The 20,813-nt window shown below is 42.2% G+C and carries 16 protein-coding genes and 1 tRNA gene; 3 read left to right on the forward strand and 14 right to left on the reverse strand.

The genetic code is table 11. The features are described from left to right. Positions 1 to 165 precede the first annotated feature (165 nt). Positions 166 to 639 (forward strand): SRPBCC family protein, encoded by a 474-nt coding sequence (locus K5620_RS11645; protein ID WP_016401828.1) that lies wholly within the window; start codon positions 166 to 168, stop codon positions 637 to 639. A 1-nt stretch (position 640) separates the two neighbouring features. Here K5620_RS11645 and K5620_RS11650 read toward each other — a convergent pair whose 3' ends face one another. From K5620_RS11650 to K5620_RS11675, 6 genes are all read right to left on the reverse strand, one after another. Continuing rightward, positions 641 to 2,026, reverse strand: a complete 1,386-nt coding sequence (locus K5620_RS11650; RefSeq protein WP_016401829.1) for a phospholipase D-like domain-containing protein — start codon at positions 2,024 to 2,026, stop codon at positions 641 to 643. A 146-nt stretch (positions 2,027 to 2,172) separates the two neighbouring features. Next, on the reverse strand, positions 2,173 to 3,801 hold the full coding sequence (locus K5620_RS11655) for a hypothetical protein (protein ID WP_016401830.1): 1,629 nt from the start codon (positions 3,799 to 3,801) through the stop codon (positions 2,173 to 2,175). Positions 3,802 to 4,286: 485 nt separating this feature from the next. Then, a complete protein-coding gene (locus tag K5620_RS11660) occupies positions 4,287 to 5,294 on the reverse strand; it encodes an FUSC family protein (protein ID WP_016401831.1) in 1,008 nt (335 codons plus the stop codon). Next, on the reverse strand, positions 5,281 to 6,162 hold the full coding sequence (locus K5620_RS11665) for an HlyD family secretion protein (protein WP_016401832.1): 882 nt from the start codon (positions 6,160 to 6,162) through the stop codon (positions 5,281 to 5,283). Before K5620_RS11665 ends, K5620_RS11660 begins: the two co-directional genes overlap by 14 nt. 17 nt (positions 6,163 to 6,179) lie before the next feature. Next, positions 6,180 to 6,398, reverse strand: a complete 219-nt coding sequence (locus K5620_RS11670; RefSeq protein ID WP_016401833.1) for a DUF1656 domain-containing protein — start codon at positions 6,396 to 6,398, stop codon at positions 6,180 to 6,182. Positions 6,399 to 6,488: 90 nt separating this feature from the next. Continuing rightward, positions 6,489 to 7,817 carry a serine hydrolase gene (locus K5620_RS11675; RefSeq protein ID WP_016401834.1) on the reverse strand — a complete coding sequence of 443 codons (1,329 nt, stop codon included), beginning with the start codon at positions 7,815 to 7,817 and terminating at the stop codon, positions 6,489 to 6,491. Positions 7,818 to 7,913: 96 nt separating this feature from the next. On the opposite strand from K5620_RS11675, the gene K5620_RS11680 reads away from it, so the two are divergent. Next, positions 7,914 to 8,816 carry a LysR family transcriptional regulator gene (locus K5620_RS11680; RefSeq protein WP_016401835.1) on the forward strand — a complete coding sequence of 301 codons (903 nt, stop codon included), beginning with the start codon at positions 7,914 to 7,916 and terminating at the stop codon, positions 8,814 to 8,816. A 76-nt stretch (positions 8,817 to 8,892) separates the two neighbouring features. Here K5620_RS11680 and K5620_RS11685 read toward each other — a convergent pair whose 3' ends face one another. The 7 genes from K5620_RS11685 to K5620_RS11715 all read right to left on the reverse strand — a co-directional run bounded on the left by K5620_RS11685 (position 8,893) and on the right by K5620_RS11715 (position 16,958). Next, positions 8,893 to 10,065, reverse strand: a complete 1,173-nt coding sequence (locus K5620_RS11685) for a patatin-like phospholipase family protein (RefSeq protein WP_221077364.1) — start codon at positions 10,063 to 10,065, stop codon at positions 8,893 to 8,895. Positions 10,066 to 10,075: 10 nt separating this feature from the next. Further along, positions 10,076 to 10,933 (reverse strand): pyridoxal kinase PdxY, encoded by an 858-nt coding sequence (pdxY, locus tag K5620_RS11690; protein ID WP_016401838.1) that lies wholly within the window; start codon positions 10,931 to 10,933, stop codon positions 10,076 to 10,078. Between the two features lie 307 nt (positions 10,934 to 11,240). Beyond that, on the reverse strand, positions 11,241 to 11,891 hold the full coding sequence (locus tag K5620_RS11695; RefSeq protein WP_016401839.1) for a hypothetical protein: 651 nt from the start codon (positions 11,889 to 11,891) through the stop codon (positions 11,241 to 11,243). 93 nt (positions 11,892 to 11,984) lie between these two features. Then, a complete protein-coding gene (locus tag K5620_RS11700; protein WP_016401840.1) occupies positions 11,985 to 13,853 on the reverse strand; it encodes an aspartate:alanine exchanger family transporter in 1,869 nt (622 codons plus the stop codon). Between the two features lie 84 nt (positions 13,854 to 13,937). Next, complete coding sequence (gene gad, locus K5620_RS11705; RefSeq protein ID WP_016401841.1) at positions 13,938 to 15,311, reverse strand: glutamate decarboxylase; 1,374 nt, start codon at positions 15,309 to 15,311, stop codon at positions 13,938 to 13,940. 421 nt (positions 15,312 to 15,732) lie between these two features. Next, positions 15,733 to 15,820 (reverse strand) — tRNA-Ser (locus K5620_RS11710). A gap of 172 nt (positions 15,821 to 15,992) precedes the next feature. Then, entirely contained in the window at positions 15,993 to 16,958 is a 966-nt protein-coding gene (locus tag K5620_RS11715; RefSeq protein WP_016401843.1) for a glucokinase, read from the reverse strand. 328 nt (positions 16,959 to 17,286) lie between these two features. Between K5620_RS11715 and K5620_RS11720 the strand changes: the two genes are divergently transcribed. Next, positions 17,287 to 18,135 carry a MurR/RpiR family transcriptional regulator gene (locus tag K5620_RS11720; protein ID WP_016401844.1) on the forward strand — a complete coding sequence of 283 codons (849 nt, stop codon included), beginning with the start codon at positions 17,287 to 17,289 and terminating at the stop codon, positions 18,133 to 18,135. Positions 18,136 to 18,451: 316 nt separating this feature from the next. Here the strand turns inward: K5620_RS11720 and K5620_RS11725 are convergent, their stop codons facing one another. Then, positions 18,452 to 20,776, reverse strand: coding sequence for an acyl-CoA dehydrogenase (locus tag K5620_RS11725; RefSeq protein ID WP_016401845.1), 2,325 nt, complete (start codon positions 20,774 to 20,776; stop codon positions 18,452 to 18,454). Between the last annotated feature and the right edge of the window lie 37 nt (positions 20,777 to 20,813).

Raw genomic sequence — 20,813 nt, forward strand, 5'->3', positions numbered from 1 at the left:
AGGTGTACTTTTTATGCTTAGTTGGAGAAAGTTGGTTCACTCGTAAACATAGTAAAAACGCAATATATGCGAACCAAACAAAAGCGAGTTACACCCTGCGCTACAATATATAAATGTAAGCTCCTTTATGTCGATATTGCTTGTTTACTCATTATGGTGAAGCGAATGTTCAAGGAAACAAAGATTAACTGGCCAGATTACTATCATCCTCGAAACGCGCAAATTCATGTTAAAAATGCTGTGCCCAGCAAAGTCCCTGCAGAGCGAGTTTGGGCATGTTTGATTAAGGCACCGTGTTGGCCAACATGGAAGAATAAAGCGACCTCTGTGCAGCTGTTAAACGGTAACGGCTTAGAGTTAGAAAAAGGCACGGTCTTTCTTTGGAAAACTAAAAAGCTTCAATTCGAATGTACAGTGGTCGAATTTGTGCCTAACAAAAAAATTGCTTGGAAAGGCAAATCTGGCAGTATAGATATGTACCATGCTTGGAAGTTAGACTGCCAAGCAGACGGCTGTTCAATTATTACTGAGACAACCCAACGTAATGGAATAAGCTGGCTCACTAAGTTTTTTCTTCCCAAGCAAATTAATAGCTATCATCAACATTGGCTTGAAGAACTGCAACAACAAGCCCGTTAACTTAGAGGTCGTAAACTAAACCCAGCGAGCGATATATCGCATTGCTTATTTTGCTCCCTGACGCCTTAATGCGCTGTTGTTTTCCTTGCTGCCAAATAGTCTTTCCTTTCTCGGTCAATCCAAGTTGCCACAAATGGGTATCGCGATCTTGGAACAGATAGTCTTCTAACTGTTCAGCAAAGCCTTCTCCGCATAGGTACAAACCGAACTCGAGATTAAGATGATCGGAGCGCGGATCAAAATTAGAGGACCCAACATAACTACACTGCTTATTCACAACCAACGCTTTTACGTGGTAATAATGCTTAACGTGTCCTTTCTCTTTGTCTGGAGCAAACTCATAGAGTTTAACGTCTTGTTGTAATAACTGTTTTCGATAGGGGGAATAATACGCTCCAACAAACGCTGAATCACTGCCCGTTTTACCAGCAGTAATTGCTGTTACCTTTGCACCAGCTTGCTTGAACCTTTGTATATCACTTTCTCCAACGGCTTTAGGCAATAAATACGGTGTAGATATAACAAGCTGGTCAATCTGCTTATGCTTCTGCTGAATAGTTTTAGACAACCGCTCTCGATGATAAGGTTGTTTGTCTTCAAGTTTATTAAGTGAATCAAACAAAGCGGTCGCTTCAACAGAAGTGTATTCTGGTTCAGCGATAGCTAATACACTGCCCGCAATCGCAGCTAGCTGCAATGGGTATTTGTTGGCAAGCTCGGTAAAACCCGCTAAAAAATAGTCGCGCTCTTCTGCCCTTGGTTTCCCCACTAAGGTCTGAACATCAACCGCACTCCCACTCTGAAACAACTGATTAAAGTTTTTCTCAAAGGCCGCTAACACAGCTCCTTTTACCAATAAGTCCAAATCGAAAAAGTTTGCTTTTTTACTGTATTCAAAATAACTATCACCGATATTGCGCCCACCAGTAATCATTAAATCACCATCCACTAGCAGTAGCTTTTCATGTAAGCGATGATTACGTTTATTTTTATGGATCTGAAAATCAAACATGCGGCTAAACCAGCCCAGCTGACGCGCTTCAAAAGGATTAAAAATGCGTATTTCAATGTTTTGGTGAGCGGCCAATGTTCTTAACCACATATCATTAAATTCAAGTAGGTCATCAAGAACTAACTTTACTTTTACACCTCTGTCGGCAGCCATTCTCAGCTCTCGGTATAAGTAGGCACCGCTGAGGTCGTGGTCCCAAGTAAAATACTCCAGTAAAACGTAAGACTTAGCGTTTCGAACTGCCGCTATGCGATGAGCTAACGCCTCTTTCCCATTTGGTATTAAATAGACTTGAGCAGGCACAGTCTCGGGCTGCCAGTTACTGGTTAAGTCTTCAGCTATTGGCGGTGGTGCACTTGAGCACCCCGCTAACATACAAAATAATCCTAGTACCACCAACGACCTAATTTGCCAAAAGTTAGAAACTAGATTGGCTACACATTGATTAATAGAGTGCATAAGGAACCTAAATTTAAACGTGAAGATAGAGAACTTAAACGAGCTTCCTTGCTCAACAATACTTAGAAACGGTAACCAACATTTAAGGTGGCAGCTGTGCGGTCTTTACCCACATTAATAATGCCAGTGATATTGAAGTTTTTGTCTAGCTCTTTATTAAAGCCAATGAGGCCAGCCCAACGTTGACTGCGAATACCTACGTTATAGTCCATTTCAATACCTTGGAAACGTACAGTACCTGTCATGTAGTCATCGTATCCTTGATATTCAGCACCAATAAACACTTGAGCTCGTTGTTGCTGAAACTGGTAACCAAGCATCGGTTGCGCGGTAAAAATACTGCCACCCCAATCATCTGCACCATTCATTTTGGTTTTGGTTACAGTGCCAGTTAGCGAGGCAAACAAGTTTTTATATCCGATAGACAAGGTGGTGCCTGCACCAAGTAAGTCATATTGAAGGTGAATTGGAACGTTAAAATCACCCGATGGAACGTAAATGTGTTCACCTAAACACTTGTCTCCAACCACCAGACCAATACACTGATCGATCCCTTTAAAATGGGCTTGTACATCGGCATCTACGTTTAGCTTTCCTACCAAGCCAAATACATTCCAAAATGGCAAGATGTAGGCGTCCCCACGAAGGGTAAAGCTCTCGGTATTTACTACCGCATGAGTTTTTTCTGGGTCAAAGAAAGTTTCTAAAAGTGCTGGGCTTAAACCAAAAACACTAAAGCTGGTAAAATCGAAGTTAGTCTCTTGACCACGGTAAGCCATAGAAAACCCATAAGGTTTTGGCAAATCGATGCCCTTTCTACGTAACGTATCGCCAAAAAATGGAAGAACATTTTCTAATTTTACGTTTTCTTCGCGAACACGGGGATCAGACATCTCTGAAAGTAACTGCTGATCCTTAATAATGGCTCCCGCAGCATTGTCGTAAAACGCGACCGGTTTGATTTCCATGTCTAATTCGCAAGCATGGCCTTTACATGTACCTGTTGCGTTTACCTCTTTGTGTTTAATAACGTACTCACCGGTATCTAGCACTTCAAGTTTAAGTACCTGGCGATACTTGTTTACTTTTCCTAGATCGTGTTTGAACGGTTGATTATTGGTAATAACCATTTCTTTCACTAAACCGTTTCTTACCGTCATTTTCACTTGCATAAATCGGAAAAATGCTAAGTCTTGTGGCAGCGCAAACTTTGAGTAGTTAAAACTCACCGTCGCACTACCATCGTTATTCTGGTCAACCTGCAACGAACTTTTGTCGTAGGTACTCGCGTATTGGCGCAACTTGTATTCTGTCATCGCCAGCTTCTCGATTTCTTTTAATAAGCCCCTTCTGTGTTTTAGGCTTTCTTCTTTGTAACGAATGTTCAGATTCATGCGGCCTTTAAGGTCGGTACTATGGACCAAAAAGTACTCTGTTGTTTCGGTACCATGCTTTCCTGTAAAGCTTTTTGTTACGTGCTCAACAAAGTGCTCAGTTTGTCCTAAATCACTTAAGGCCAAGCCAGGAAGATGTTCAGGAATATTTAGATCGCGCAACTCGCTAAATTCATTTGCATTCTCTAAGTTAGAGGTATCTTCGTGTTCCGCAAATGCAGTTGCAGAAAACATGAAACTAGATAGTAATGCTGCTTTTATCCAAGAGCGTGGTGTTGTGTTGTAAAGTGTTGTCATTACAGTTCCAAATTGAAAAACTCAAAAGGTTTATCAACGAAACGTATAAGCAAACGTCCCTATCTAACTATTACGTTAGGTCAACGAATTAATAGAGCTGGCAACGACTCCCCGCTCTGCTGATGGTCGTAGAATAAAAGAGGCAAGATTAAGGCGTTAATCAGTGATGATGGATCGAATCCTCAGTTTAATTATTAGCCTTATCCAATACCTGGCGAACTATCGAGCTTGTAGGTTTTAACAAAAGAGATAACGCCGGATAGTTAACTAGATAAAGACAAGATCACCCAACATCCTTGTTCGGATTAGATACTCAAAAGAGCATCGATGAAGGCTGCAAAGACAGCACCACAAAAACGTAACCTAATAAGATTAATGCTAGCTATGGGCCCTTTGCAGAATAGTGGTAATGAATAGAAGGTTATCGCTATACAGCGCGTTTACCAGAGGAGAAAAGTGCAAGCCAATTAACAATTGTTGTCGGCTCACTTAGCCTCAGGCAACATGGTTGTGCTAAAAAATGTATCTACAAAGTGAATAACAAAACGCACGATAATTAAAATTAGGCTCAGGAATAACAGCATCTGCAATGAGGCATTTATATCAAATACCGGCCTTAAGTGCTGAGCGTTCATCGTTAGCAATACCAAAAACTGGCCACCAAGGATCCGCATTGGTACTTGATTATCCTTTGGAAACAAACGCCAAACGGCAAATGTATTCACAAAATAAAATGTCCCAAGCTGCCATGCATTGTCTAAAAGTGGTAACACAAACACATACTGAGTAAGCACAATACAAGCCCAAACGTAGACTAATCCTAATATCTTGTTGAGGTAGTGGTAAGGAAATTCGATAATGCTAAGGCCCATAGTTGCAGCAATGAGTGGAAACATAAATCCTCCAGGCATAGGCAGATATATCCATAACATCCAACTGACTAGGGTAACGACAACAAACTTAATTGCACGTAAACTACCCTCTGCTTGGCTAAGAAGGACTTGCTTCGGCAGTGTTTTAGGATCTTTCTCCTCTGGCCACAACAAGCTAAAAACTAGTGAATAAACAACTACCCCTAATATCGTTTCTTGCACCCTAAGCACTGCGAGGTTGAAACTTAGCGACTGGCTTAAACCGCTCGCTAACGAGACGATCACTGCCACTATAAACGCCATTTTATAAACATAAGCGTATTTCGAGCGGGCAGACATGTATGCGGCAATTCCCCCCAATATAAGCTCGCTTAGCAAAAACAGTTCCCGCTGCTGGCCGAATAAAGCCAATAATGCAAACCCCAGCACTACACCACTGGCAGTGCCAATCACTCGCTGCCTTGCTTTATGTAATGCGTGGCTAAAGCTTTCGGTGGTTGCCATTACTACCACCGCGATAGCTGCCCAATAGGGTTTCTCCCAACCAAAGCTTAGCGCTAGTACAATGGTTAAACTTAGGCTAATGGCAACTTTAATCGCTTTTATGCTAGCTACGCTCATTAGCGGATACCTGCTTGTTAATCATAACTGAAGCTGTAGTCCCTACTCTTAACTGAACATTAGCTGGGAGCTCGGTCACGGTAATTTTAACCGGGAGCCGCTGGGCCAAGCGTATCCATTCAAAGTTAGGGTTAACACTTGGCAGCATATGAGTACTCGTGCTGCCGTCTGCTTGCGCTATGCCATAACCAATACTGCTTACTTGGCCTTTTAGTGGCGTATCGGGGTAACTCATCAAAGTGATTTTAGCCATGTTACCTTGCTGCATCGCTTCTATATCCGTTTCTTTAAAGAAGCCTTCGATCCAAAAGCTAGATTCGTCAATTAACGCAACAACTGGTTGATTAGCGACTACATGAGCACCCTCAGCTAAATTGAAGTTGGTAATGTAACCATCTTTGCTGGCATACACTTTTGTAAAACTTAGGTTAAGCTCAGCCCCCTTTAGCGCAGCAGACGCAGCCTTAACATTTGCCTGCGCGGACAGAACATCATTTTGCAAATTATTTAATGTGATTACCGGTACCGAGCCTGGAGTGCGTTTTTCTAGAGCACTCATTCTTTGCTGTTCGTTATTAGCCCTGGCTAAAACTGCTTTTGCTTGGGCTAAATTTGCATTTGCTTGCTGGCTTGCCGTTAGATAGACGCTATCATCAATTTCAAACAACAAGTCACCGCTTTTTACTCGCTGGTTATCCGAAATATATATGGCAACAACCGGCCCAGTAACACGGGGAGTAATCTCTACAATATTAGCTCTTACCAACGCATCACGAGTCCAAGGGTTAGCAAGATAATGCTGGTACTTTAATCCTGCCAACGTAGCGGCAACAACCACTAGCAATACAGTTAATATTTTGGTTTTCATTTAAATTTCCTAGTGTTTTATGCAGGAAAAACGTAACGGCTTAGCGCAACCGCGTATATCACCAACAGTGATAATTCAACTAACACAGGCGCATATAAATATTTCATCGCGTCTAAACGGCCAATTAGCACCATGGTCAAATTTGCCGCTACATAAGCAGCACCAAACGCAATAAGTAGCGGCGGGAAATAAATCTCCCCAACTGCAATTTCTTTAGGTAAGTATTCTTGGAACATGGTTTTGCCTTGGTGTTAATCGATATACGCTGAGATTAAAACGTAAAAACGGAAAGAGTTAATCGCGAATGAAGGATCACATCCTCAAAACTAATAAAACTGATTTGCAGCCGCTCGTAAATACTCCATCATTTTTGAAGGGCAGCTCAAAGGTTCAAAAGCTTGTGACGAAAAATACACCGCAACATAATCGCGCTTAGTATCGATATACATGCCTTGCCCAAAATAGCCTTGTAAGCAACGCGCCCCATCGTCATAAACCTTGTCAAAATTAAATGCATGCGACGCACTGTTTCGCGCTAATCCAGTTCGTTTTCTCATGTCCTGCGTAAGCTTGGCAGGCAATACCGGAGTATCGGTAATAATTGGCCAACTAGGACAAAGTAACATTGCTACGCGAGCTGCATCTTCTATCGAAGACAATATAAAGTCATGACTTAAAGCGGTACCATCTGGCGCTAAGGTCACCACCATCGGCGCCTCTGCCTTAATATTTCCCCAAATTCTGTTTTCAAAAATTTGTGTCCAAGGCAGCTGTTCAATTTCTTCCGCAATATAAGCTAAAACGGCTCGTGTTATTGGGCCAACCCCTTGTTCAGTGGCAGCTTCGCCCCCTCTTTCTCTTTTAATTTGTTTTACAATGTCGAGCCAGTTTTCTTGGTAACCGGTGTATGCATTTGGCCGGCCAAATTGAGCCGCTAAGAAACGAGACATATAGGAATTGGGGTCAAACATTGTCTGTTGAGTAGGAGTAATGTTTAAACCACTAGTACCATTAATCGCTTGACGAATGCTCACCCTGTCCCACTCGGTATTGCGAAACTCTGGAAGGTATACGCTTATAGATCTATCTATATCAATCTTCCCTTCATCAATAAACTGAGCAAACACCATACTAATTGCTAAACTCGACAGCCCCATCCATACATGGTTTTGCGCGGCTTTCATTCCTGGATAGAGCTCGAATACCACCTTACCAGCCTGAACAATAATTAAGCCTTGCACTCGGCTTTCCGGTAAAGAAACATAGTCGTTTAAACTACAAGTTTGGTTTTTACCTATTACCTCGCCTATTAATGGGTTAATTGACCGAGCAAGTCGATGATTAGATTCCGCTGGATTCACAAACGAGGACGGCAAAAAACGATTTAAATACGAGTTATAAATAAGTGCGTCGTTGCCCCCCATAACAAATTGCTTAGGGCTAAAGTTTTTGTGGGCGTGACGAATTTGCTCAAGTGAAAATCCCTGCAAGCTCGCTGATACAGGCAACAAAGGTTCTGCACCTTGATTAAGTATTTGCGCATACTTCTGTTCAATGTACCGAGCATCCGGTTGTTCAGCGATACGGATCGCCGTTGCCACTGCGCCAACGTTTGCCATTAAGGTGCCACGGGCAAGGCTCTGTTTAGTTTTCATGGGATAGCTCTTTTAAAACGGTAGGTGTTTATATTGCTACCTAGAATAGTGCTATGCTTTGCTCAGTGATAATCGGACTTGAAGGATCAAATCCACATGCATTTTAGTCTGGAACAACTTGCAGCATTTGTAGCGGTTTATGAAAAGGGCTCATTTAGTGAGGCAGCGGTTAAACTAAACAAACACAGAACCACCATTGGCCAAGTGATAACCAATCTAGAAGACCAACTGGCCGTTGAGCTGTTTGAGCGAATCGGCAGAAGCGCTAAACCCACCAGTGAAGGGCAACTTTTATATAGCTACGCCAAGGTAACAATAGAGCAAGCTAAATCCTTTAACAAAATGGCACTTAGCCTATCTTACGGGCAATTAGAGTGCCTAAATATTGCCTATACAAGTCTAATTCCCAGTGATGTATTAGTGAGTATTCGTCAGCTTTTATTAGAAAAATACCCGGCAATGAAAGTTAACTTTCTAATTAAAACCAAAGAAGAGGTTAAAGCAGGGATCGAAGATGATTCAATACAACTGGGCTTTGTAAATGTAGATCAACGCACCCCTATTACGAGTTTCGATATTACCTTCCTTTGTTACCTTACTTTTGGTCTTTACACAGCTAAAAATAGCCCTCTGGCAGAATTACCAAACGACCAAATATTTGGTGCTTTAAAGACCAGCAAACAGCTGATACTAAAAGCTTATTTAGATGATGAAATCTCTCAAAAAATTCTATTGTCATCTAATTACGAAGTTATTGAAGACTTCTCGCTATTACTTAGCTTAGTTCAGCAAGGTGTGGGATGGTCATTATTACCAAGGGTCACAATTGAAGACCTGGGCGATTTGTTACAACTACAAAAGCTTAACTTGAACGAAGTGAGAGATGATTTTCAGTTTCCTATTGCGCTTTGGGCACCGCGCTCTAAAGCGATAATGGAAATAAAGAAAGATGTAGAGTCACTGGTTGTTGCGTACATTAACGAACGAAGAGCTAGATAACGAAAACAAGCTATCTGGTGGCAAGGGCGAAGCAAGATGAACTTGTCTTCGCCTCATATTAAGCAAGCGAGCACGATTAGGGTAACTCTGTGTGCCACTGTTGCTTGTTAATTGCTTTCGTAAAACCGTAATGATAAAGCGCCAACATATAGTCTTCATCAAACATTTTTTTACTCTTTTTCTTCTCAGTAAAGTTTGCAGTAACGTAGGTGAATTTGGTGTCAAAGTTAAACTTTTCACTAAAATATAAAATTCGATACAAATCACCACGATTTTGATTGAGGGTTAAGCTTTGAACGCTGCGCCCAAGCAACTCTACACCTCTGTCCTTCAAATGTTGATAAGGTAGATCTAGTCGACCATTACGCACCACATATATATTTGGTAAGCTATCAATGCCTAAAGCCTGGGCTATGTTGTTGTAATCAAAACCTGCGGGGTCGGCAAACATTTGCGCACTAAGGCCGCCATCTACATGCATCTCTTCTAAACTTTCGCCACTAGCGTTTACTTCAATAAACTGCGGAGGAAAAATGCCGGGTATAGATGAGCTAGCACTTAGCACTTGATGAATCAGCTGCTCCTTATTGGGATGATCACTTGCCGCAATTTGACCTAAGTTCCAAACAACTTGTCTACCAGAATCAAAATGAGTTGTACCTATAAACAAGCGCTTACCACTGTTATGTGTAGCAGCAATTTTCGCGATCATTTGCTCATCAAACGTTGCAGCAATAAATTCGTTTAAGCCTTGCCCACTACTAACCCCGTCTTTAAATACCGCATTTAAATAATTGCGCTTCGCCAAAATGCGCTTATCACTAATACCTAACATGATGTTTTTCATAGTGACAATGTCGTCGCCACCTACAAAGACAAATGGCGCAATAAGAGCTCCAGCACTTACCCCAGTGACCACAGCAAAATCAGGTAAGTTGCCGCTTTCATACATCCCATTAATAATGCCAGCACCATAGGCACCGTTTGCTCCCCCGCCAGATAAGGCAAGAATATTTAGCGAATTGGATGAGGTTCGTAATACTGTAGTATTTGCGTCTTTGTCATATAGGAAATTTGGTGCCTCATTGCCCCAAAAGCGCAAGGGTTCACTCAATGATTGCTCGGCTATTAACGCTACTTGTTGATAGTTTTTTTCGGTTACGCGTTTGTCTAGCTCATGATGCGAACTACAAGCACTTAACGCTAAAGTAGCCAAAACAATCTGTATTAAGGTTTTTGTATTAAACATCGTCTCTACCTCAAGCCACTTTTGACGCAGCAAAGCTGTGGCGAGGCTCACTTAGCTGATCTTGTGCATAAACAGTTTGCAGCTCCCACTCACCACATTGCCGAGTAGCCTCTAACACACCAAAACTCGCGTTGTTAGCATGCTCTAAAGCCATAGTGGGTGGCCAACCTTTCAATAAGCCTCCAGTAAATAGCGCCGAAATCAGATCGCCCACGCCCACAGGGGCTTTATCAAATTCTAAATTAGGGCGTTTAACCAAATAGCAGCCACTTGAATCAGCCATCATCATGCAAAACTGCTGCTTTGATAAACTATGAAGATGTTTAACCAACACCACTTTAGGCCCTTTTGTTAAAGCCTTCTGACATGCCTCGATAGCTTCATTTAAGGTGGTTATTTCCATCCCTACAAAGCGGCTTAATTCAAATTGATTAGGCACTATCACATCTGCTTTTGGCATTACATGTTCAACCAAATACTCGCTAATACCTTCTGCTAAAATACAGCCTTTATCAGGGTCACCCATAACAGGATCGCAAACGTATATCGCCTTTGGATTAACCCGTTTAACCATGTCTACGGCGGCAATTAATGAGGTTGCCTGAGCGGCATCGCCTAAATAGCCAGATACAATAGCTTGGCATTGTTGTAACTGCCCTATTGCATCAATTCCCTTCACTAAATCAGAGATGGCATCTGCCGGAAAGCATTGGCCAGTCCACCCTTGAGCATATTGCGTATGATTAGAAAACTGCACGGTATGAACGGGCCAAACTTCAAAACCCATACGTTGCAGTGGAAACACCGCCGAGCTGTTTCCAGCATGGCCATAAACAACATGTGATTGAACAGAAATAATGCCTTTCATGATGCGACTTCTCTACTTAGTTAAAATGGGAAGGCTATGACACCGCCTTAAACTGAACTGGAATACCCAGCCCTATATAGATACAGGCATATTATTAGAAGTGTTCGAGCAACGTTAATCAGCATTGATGGATCAAGTCCTACCTATTCAATATAAGCCAGCAACTGGATGCCTTGTTTTAGCCAACACAAGTTACCGCACTAACGAAGTTGGCTTCTAGAGCATTTACGAGCTCACAAAGTTTTAATCCTAAGGAATAAGAGTTATGGAGTTATGGAGTGATGGATTCTGTGAAAAAGACTTAAGGTCACCAAGTTAGTGGCTGTAATAATTCATACCAATAGTTACCTTGGCCAGGTAGAGGCTTAGGTAAGTAGCTAGCTTCAAATAACAATACTTGGTGGTTAAACCAAAACAAGCCAACTAATAAAGCAAGATACCCAAATCTCAAACTTATATTAGTTTTTTTGGAAAATGGTGAGCGTAGCAACGAGACTATTGGACCAAGATATACAGCAGCAAACCACGCGATAGAGCCTAGCGTAACAATGGCTAAGCGAAACATGGCTAGCTGGCTTTTATGCATTGGCGCTTGCATTGCGATAAGCGAAAATTGTTCAGTTAAAGGCATAAAAAAGCCGGTAATCGCGCTTGCTAGAGCTAGATACATCAGCAAATCACCCACTACGAATAACCAATGGTCGCAAGCTCCTAACTCGTCCATCGTTGATGAACCAATAAAACAAATCAACGAAATAACCGATAAAGCGAGTGCTACAAATAACGCCATATCAGCTCTGATATGGACACCGTTATTCACGCCAGGCAGCGCAATGCCACCATCAATATTGAATAAGGTCGAAATTTGAAAAGATACAATAGCGATGATAAAGCCCACAATCGTTAGGCGGGCTCGCATCACATTAATTGCAATACGTATACCTGTAGGTTGTGTCATTAAAGGTACCTGTAGTCTTATGAATAAAAAGCCTTAATAGCAAGCTGCTATTAAGGCTTTACAAATGATAAGTGCATGCTTAATCGTTAAGGGTTATGAGAACACCATGGCCATGTAACCTAAGATCAAGACTATTGCAGAGGTAAGCGCATAGGGTACTGGGTAAGCTACGGCAGCAATACCACTTTGCGAAATGTCCTGAATACCATTTAGCGCAGGCGTACTATTTCGTCCTCCAGCACAAGCTCCAGCTAATATGACCGGGTTCATCTTTCTAATGTAGTAACCGTAGAGCCAAGCTAAGAATGGTGGCACTAAAGCGCCTAACAAACCTAGTACTGCTATCCAAAGCACGATAGTACCTTGGAATGAAGACATAATTTTAGGTCCAACTCCAGCAGCTAGAACCGCCACAAATAAGCTTAAACCAATGTCATTTAGGAAGGCTCTTGCCCCTTCACTAGTTGGGCCACCAAAATCTGGATTACGCGTACGCAACCAAGACACTAAAATCCCCATCAACATACAGCCAGCAGAAGTACCTAATGCAAATGGAATTCCGCCAATTTCAACACTAGCATGGCCAATCACAAAACCAATAAATAAGGCTAATGACATAAATGATACTTCGGTATAAGCACTTTCAACTATTGGTGTAGCTTTAAGCGATTTAGCTGCTTGTTCTACACACCATGCAGGACCAGCAAGGCGTAATACATCGCCTTTTTCTACAATGGTTTTAGGAAGATGTGGTATTGCCACACCAGCTCTAAACAACGACTTTAGATGTAAACCAAAACCAATCTTTCGGCCCATTTCTGCTAGCGTTTTTCCTGCAAACCTTGTTTTACCTACATGAATATCCGCAACTTCAATATCTACCATTCTGGCGCGAGGTTCCGAGACTTCTTTACCAACTTTATCTTTGCCATTGAGTAATAGATTGTAATCGCCCAACACACCAACAATATCGCCTAACTGTATAGAAGGATCTTTTTCAGCATCAATCACTTCGTCACCGCGCACTACTTTTAGAATTGCTGCATGAGGATTCATTTTGAACAATTGGCTAACGGATTTGCCAACCAACTCTGCGTGTTCAACTTTATAAGAGCGGATCTGCTTATCGGTGAACCCTAAAATAGAAGTGCCTGCTGTACCTGGTAGAGCACCACCATCTTCACCGCCACTAAATTCTTGTTCTGCTTTTTGGGCTTCAAGCACAGCATCTTTGCCAAACATCTTAGGTAAGTATTTAATCAACAAAATAATGAATATTGAGGATAATACGTAGCTAATGGCATAGCCTGCAGCCATATTGGCACCTACCGTATCAGCTGTTACACCTTCAGGTAATTGGAAAGCTCCGCTAGTTACTGCTGATTGAGCCACACCCATTACAGCGGTCACTGTATAACTTCCCGAAATAATACCTGCTGCATAACCAGGCCCTAGGTCTAACACTTTCACGCCAAAGAAAACGATTAAGAAGTTGGAGAAAACAACAATTAAACCAATAACTAAGAAGTCAACACCACCTCTTGCCAAGCCAGAAAAGAACTGAGGACCAACTCGCATACCTAAGGCATACATAAACAGCATCAGAAAAATATCTTCTACTAAGCCTGGGATATCATAGGTAATCCCATAAAGTGCACTAGAGGCCAGAGCAATTAATATACCTGTGACCAAAGTGCCCGCCGTAGCACCTAAATTGATTCCTCCAACGGTAATTCGGCCAATGGGGTATCCAATCGCTAAGGTTAAAAACAGATAAGCAAAAGGGTTACTCGCTAAATAACTTAAAGCCCAAGCAATACCGCTGGAAGCCTCAGATTCAATTGTTGACGCATAAGCGTTACCAACAAACAGAGTTAATAAAAAACATAAGCCCAGTATAAGGCTTAAAATGTATTTTGGAGGCGCAGCCAATACGCCCGCCAGTTTCGTTCGAACATTCATAATTAGAAACCACCTTCATTTAAGACAAAATAGAAGAAGTAAGCACTACTTCTTCTATTCCACTACTTCATAATGTGCCGATACTTAGCACTTGCCTGGCGACACTTTATGTAAGTCATGAAGTTTTGGAGGTGTAGCATTACCACCATGCTCTTCTAAATACTCGCAGGCCATTTCAATATCTTTGGCTAATATTTCCGCGGCATCGCGGTTTAAGTGAGGACGAACAACGATACGTAAACTGTTCACTTCCTGAGCATTGGCAGGCATAGAGTAAGCCGATAATATCCAGCCACGCTCACGTACTTTGTTTGAGATATCAAACTCGTTGTAGTTAGTCACTGATTCATCGAGTGTTAGCGCAACTACTGGTATCCGCTGGGTTTCATTCATCACTTTAAATTTACCGGTGGCTAACAAACGGTCACGCAAATACTCTGCATTTTCAACAGTTTGCTTCATGATGCGGGTGTAGCCATCTTTGCCTAAACGAATGAAGTTGTAGTATTGAGCCATAACCGTAGCAGAGCTCTTACTAAAGTTAAGCGTTGCTGTTGCGGCCTCGCCACCAAGGTAATTTACGTAGAAAACTAAATCTTCATTGAAAACGGCACGCTCACGAAAGATTACCCACCCTAGTCCTGGAGGCACTAAACCAAATTTATGGCCAGAGGCATTAATAGATTGCACTCGTGGCAAACGGAAATCCCATTCATATTCTGGATATAAGAAAGGATTAACAAAGCCACCAGAAGCCGCATCAATGTGCATTGGGATAGAAATACCTGTTTTTTCTTCGTAGGCATCTAACCAATCGTGAATAGCTTGAAAATCATCATCTTCACCGGTGAAAGTTTGACCAGCAATACCCACTACACAGATAGTGTTTTCATCAACGTACTCGTCAAGTTGCTCTGCAGTTAGTCGGTATTGACCAGGCTTTAAAGGAACAATACGAGGCTCTACATCGAAGTACTTAAGAAACTTTTTCCAAACAATCTGAACGTTACCGCCAGTTACCATATTTGGTCTTGAGGCATCTTTACCTGCTTTTTCTCGAGCTTGGCGCCAGTTCCACTTGTGTGCTAATCCAGCCAACATGCATGCTTCTGAAGAACCAATTGTTGCCGCTCCATAAGGTTCAACATCTTTAGGGCCATTCCATAAATCATGTAACCAATTAACACACTTTTCTTCAGTTGCTTTAGTGTGAGGATACATATCTGGATCTGCAAAGTTACGGAATGAACCGTCCTTAAAAATCTCAGCGGCTTCAGGCTCTACAAATGTAGTAACGAATGATGACAAATTAAGCATTGGGTTTGCATCGGTCCAACATTCACTTTTAACTAAAGCTGCTGCAGCACGGGCTGCCATGCCTTGTTCAGGGAACTGCTGAGGAAGCTCAACATTAAATTGCTCGTAAGGGCTTAAGTCTGCGTGTTTATCGTGTGTCATGGAATATCCTAAATATGATAACAATTAAAATATGTAGAACTCAGTTGTGTTGCTTAGCGCCAATTCAAAGTTATACGACGCTAAATAATCCATATGAGTAATACGCTTTGCGTGTAACTGGAGCCAATCATAAAGAGGATTTAATAAACCTATTAATCAGGTTTGATGGATTGAATCATTCAAAAGAAGGAGGGAGGGAAGCAGCATTATAAAGTCGCACCAGATAATGAAACAGTAGAGGCGTCGATTCAAAAAGCGGTGTTCGCAATTAAAGAACAATGCTTCCAAATGGTAGTGTTACAAACGTGTTTTACAGCGATATCAATCAATGCCAATGAACGATGTTGGATCGTTATCTTATTGTTTGCATTGGATATTAGAAAAGAAAAAAGACGTCCTTGGACGTCTTTAAACTTGAAGATGGCGGTGACGGAGAGATTCGAACTCTCGAAGGGTTGCCCCTTACACACTTTCCAGGCGTGCTCCTTCAGCCACTCGGACACGTCACCTTATTTGATTTATTGCGCTTAGCAATAATGAGGCGCTAGATTACGGATCACTTATGTTTGGGTCAATAACTTTTTGGCCAAATACTGGCAACTGCCGAGTTCTTAAACAATTTTTGCTGACTCAAACAAAAAAAGAAGCCGAAGCTTCTTTTTCATTAAACAGCTGTTGGACCTAGATACGGTAGCCGTTACTTTGACGTAAGTAAGCAGCTGCACCCTGCAAGCCAGGCTGTTCTTCAGTAATGATGTAAACAGGCACTTTTGCCACAAAATCTACAAAACGCCCTTTATCTTCAAAACGCTTGCGGAACTCACTGTTATTAAAGAAATCCATAAAGCGTGTAATGATACCGCCAGCAATGTATACGCCGCCGAAGGTAGACATGTTAAGCGCTAAGTTACCGCCAAACGAGCCTAAAGCACGGCAGAACACTTCCATTGCTTCTACACACACTGGACAGCTGCCGTCTAAGCCACGAGTAGTAACATCAGAGGGCTGGAAATCCTCTGCTGTTTTACCATGCATATCCATTAGACCCTTGTATATGTTTACTAGACCTGGGCCGGAAAGTAGGCGCTCTGCCGAAACATGGCCAAGACGTTTTTGCAAAAAGGCTAAAACATGTGCTTCTTTTTCATCATTTGCGGCAAACTCTACGTGGCCGCCCTCACCCGGAATACATACATATTCGCTGTCGTGGTGAATTAAGTGGGCTACACCTAGACCTGTACCAGGACCGTATACTGCGATTGGTGCGCCTGTTTTAGCTTCGCCACCGCCCACTTGGATTTTTTGCTCATCAGTCAATGTTGGGATCGACATAGCAATGCCAGTGTAATCATTAATTACGTGGAAACCTTCAAAGCCTAATTGTTCTTGTACTTCTTTCTTAGAGAAGGCCCAGCTGTGATTGGTCATCGCGATCCAATCTTTGTCAGTAGGACAAGCAATGGCAACACAAGCTTGAGTTACAGTCTCTTGCTGCTCTTTAAGGTACAGGGAAATCACATCAGCGATGCTTGGGTAGTCAGCACATAAATACTTTTTTAAACGCCCTATTTCACCTGTTTTAAGTTCAACAAGTGCTAAACGAATATTTGTACCACCTACGTCGGCAATTAAACCAAAACCGGCCATTTTGTTTTCCTTCATACCAAGTTCAAAAAATAGAAAAATATTATTACGCATCCTAACAAACTCAGATTAAGATGGCTGTACTATATTTATGTTGTCGAATTTTACCGCTTTTGTTCTGAAATTTCGTTAGTAAATTACTAATTGCATACTCATTTTCAAAGATATTAGACCTAGCTCAAACTATAAAATCCCTCTCTAGTCTATGATTGCTCATAATTCAGCTTGTTTTACTAAAGTGTCTGTGTAATTGTATGACATATAATTTTGTTGAAAAATTATTACATTTGACAACGTCGACATAACAAATGCGCTAAAAATAACGGATATTATGAATACGCTTGAAAAAATTACTAAAAATTTAGAAAACTTCAGCAAATCAGAACGTAAGGTTGCTGAGGTAATTATCGCCTCCCCTCAAACGGCGATTCATTCAAGTATTGCTGCATTAGCAAAACTCGCTGACGTAAGTGAACCGACAGTAAACCGCTTTTGTCGGCGCTTAGACACTAAAGGTTTCCCAGACTTTAAATTGCACTTAGCTCAAAGCTTAGCTAACGGCACACCTTACGTTAACCGCCATGTTGACGAAGAAGATGGCCCAGAAGCTTATACCTCTAAGATTTTCGAATCGTCTATGGCGAGCCTCGAAGCAGCAAAAAACAGTTTAGACCCTAATGCAGTAAATCGCGCTGTAGATTTATTGACCCAAGCCAAGAAAATCTCTTTCTTTGGTCTAGGCGCTTCTGCATCGGTTGCTCAAGACGCATTAAACAAGTTCTTCCGTTTTAATGTGCCGGTTAGTTACTTTGACGATGTAGTAATGATGCGCATGAGCTGCATTGTAGCTACCGAAGAAGATGTGATTATTTTGATTTCGCATACTGGCCGCACTAAAGCGATGATTGATATCGCGGTACTTGCTCAACAAAACGACTCAACAGTTATTGGCATTACCAGTAAAGACTCTCCGCTGGCTAAAGAATGTAACCTTGTATTGTCTATGGATGTACCAGAAGACACAGACGTTTACATGCCTATGGCATCACGCATTGCGCAAATGGCACTGATTGACGTATTGGCTACCGGCTTTACCCTACGCCGAGGCGAAAAATTCCGAGAGAATCTACGTAAAGTAAAACAAAGCCTTAAAGACTCGCGCACTGATAAATCATTGTAAAATATCTACTAAGAGCCAGCGAAAGCTGGCTTTTTTGTGCCTGTTTGTCAGCATTTGCACTTAACGCTCTCCAGCACCATTAGCGTTAAACAGTTCCGCACTAAGTATTCTATTACCCGCTCGATACGTTAACTGCAGCATCCCTTATTAGTTGTGTTCAAACCACTAAACCTAGCGCGTAAAATACACAAGATAACTCTGATAACCACCTAAGTCTTACATCTACGCTATTAGACTTCTTTGAAGATTAACTGTTAGATATCAGGCAATAAAAAAGGATGCTTAAAGCATCCTTTTTCTACAAACTGCTGTAACGCTAAGCTACGTTAACTTCTGACTCTATAGGTGCATTTTTCGCTTCTAATACACCAGGTTCAAAGTGATCAACTTGAATAGCTTGGTAACGCAACTTATCTGCTTCTAGCAAGTTACTTGCTTCTTCCTTAGAAAGAATGTCTTGCACTAGAGCTTTCTCAACAATCTCAGCTAGGGCAACTTTACGCGGTAACTGGCCGGCTTTTTGTGCCTTAGCAATTTTGCGCTCTAAAGGACGAACCTTATACATAGCTAAGAATGCTTGCTCAATAATCGCTACTGCGTCACCTTCACCGCCAGTAGTTACACACAAGTGACTTAAGCGTTCGCGTGCAGCTCCTGGCGTCATCATGGTTTCACAAATTTGATGACTTATTTGATCATCGGCCAACTTAAAGCGATTGCCATAAGGGAAGACAACAGTTTTAAGCACACGGGCGACAACACGGTTTGAGAAGTTTTGGAAGAAGCCTTCAAAAGCAACGCCAATCTCATGCAAGTTACGCTCAACTGCCCACTTAACAAAAGGTAAGTCTTCTGCTGGACGGCCTTGATCTTCATAATGCTTTAAGGTGGCAGAAGCTAGATAAAGATTACTTAACACATCACCTAAACGGGCAGAGATACGCTCTTTACGTTTAAGATCGCCACCTAGAATTAGCATAGACATATCGGCACATAGCGCTAATCCGCGGCTCATTCTGGTTAACTGGCGATAATAAACCGCAGTGTCGCCCGATACTGGGCTTGAGTTAAACGCAGCACCAGTTAAACCTTGGAATAAACTACCCGCAAAGTTGCCAACACCAAAACCAATGTGTTTTAGAAGCAAACTATCAAATTCTGCCAAACCTGCTTCTTCATCAGGATTTGCCGCAGCCTGTAGCTCTTTAAGTACATATGGATGACAACGAGTTGCACCTTGACCAAAGATCATCAAGTTACGGGTTAGAATATTTGCGCCTTCTACAGTAATTGCTACAGGTACACCATTATAAGCGTGGCCAAGATAGTTCATGGCACCTAACTGAATCGCACGGCCAGAGTGAATATCCATGGCGTCGTCTAATACTGTACGCGCCATTTCGGTCATGTGATATTTAGCAATAGCGGTAACGATGGCTGGGCTTTGATCTAAATCTAAAGCGCCTGCAGTTAAACGACGAGCCGCTTCTAGTTGGTAAGTCATGCCACCTATTCGAGCAAGCGCTTCTTCGACCCCTTCAAAACGACCAATTGATAAGCCAAATTGCTTACGAACGTAAGCGTATGCACTGGTTGTACGCGAGCTCATATGGCCCACAGCGGTGCCAAGGGCCGGCAAAGAAATACCGCGACCAGCAGATAAACATTCAACCAACATACGCCAGCCTTTACCCGCGTAATCAGCGCCACCGATAATCCAATCTAGCGGGATAAATACATCTTCACCAAAAGTTGGGCCGTTCATAAACGCTAAGCCCAGTGGGAAGTGGCGATCACCAGTGCGAACACCAGGGTGGTCGGCAGGAATAAGCGCACAAGTAATACCTAACTCTTCTTGATCACCTAACAATCCTTCAGGGTCATAAAGCTTAAACGCCAAACCCACTACTGTAGCCACCGGTGCTAAGGTAATGTAACGCTTGTTCCAGTTTAAACGAATACCAACCACTTCTTCGCCGTTAAACTCACCTTTACAAATTATGCCTTTATCGGGAATTGCGCCGGCGTCAGAGCCAGCTTCAGGGCCAGTTAACGCGAAACAAGGAACATGAGTACCGTCAGCTAATCCTGGCAACCAATGATCTTTTTGCTCTTGAGTACCATAGTGAAGCAACAACTCACCAGGGCCCAAGGAGTTAGGAACCATTACAGTTACAGCCGCAGACAAACTGCGAGTAGCGATGGTACTTACGATGGTTGAGTTGGCGATGGCCGAGAACTCTCTGCCACCGTAAGATTTAGGAATAATAAGTGCGAAGAAACCTTCGGCTTTTAAGTAGTCCCATACTTGCTGTGGTAGATCACGTTGATTTTGCACAATATCAAAGTCATCCAGCATGTCTAAAAGCGTGGCCACTTGAACATCCATAAAGGCTTGTTCGTCTTCACTTAAAGTAGCTTTTGGGTAATTGTGCAGTTTGTTCCAATCTGGCTTGCCGCCAAACAATTCGCCATCCCACCATACAGAACCGGCTTCCATCGCTTCTTTCTCGGTTTGAGATAAGGGAGGAAGAATTTTCTTAAACACTTTAAAAGCAGGTCGAGTTACCAGCTTTTTACGCGTATCGGGTATGCACAACAGCACCACCACGGCGGTTATTAACATTAACAAAATAGTCATGGTCAAATCCTTATTTCACGTACTTTATAGTTTTTAT

The organism is Agarivorans albus (assembly GCF_019670105.1).
In the GTDB taxonomy this organism is placed as follows: domain Bacteria; phylum Pseudomonadota; class Gammaproteobacteria; order Enterobacterales; family Celerinatantimonadaceae; genus Agarivorans; species Agarivorans albus.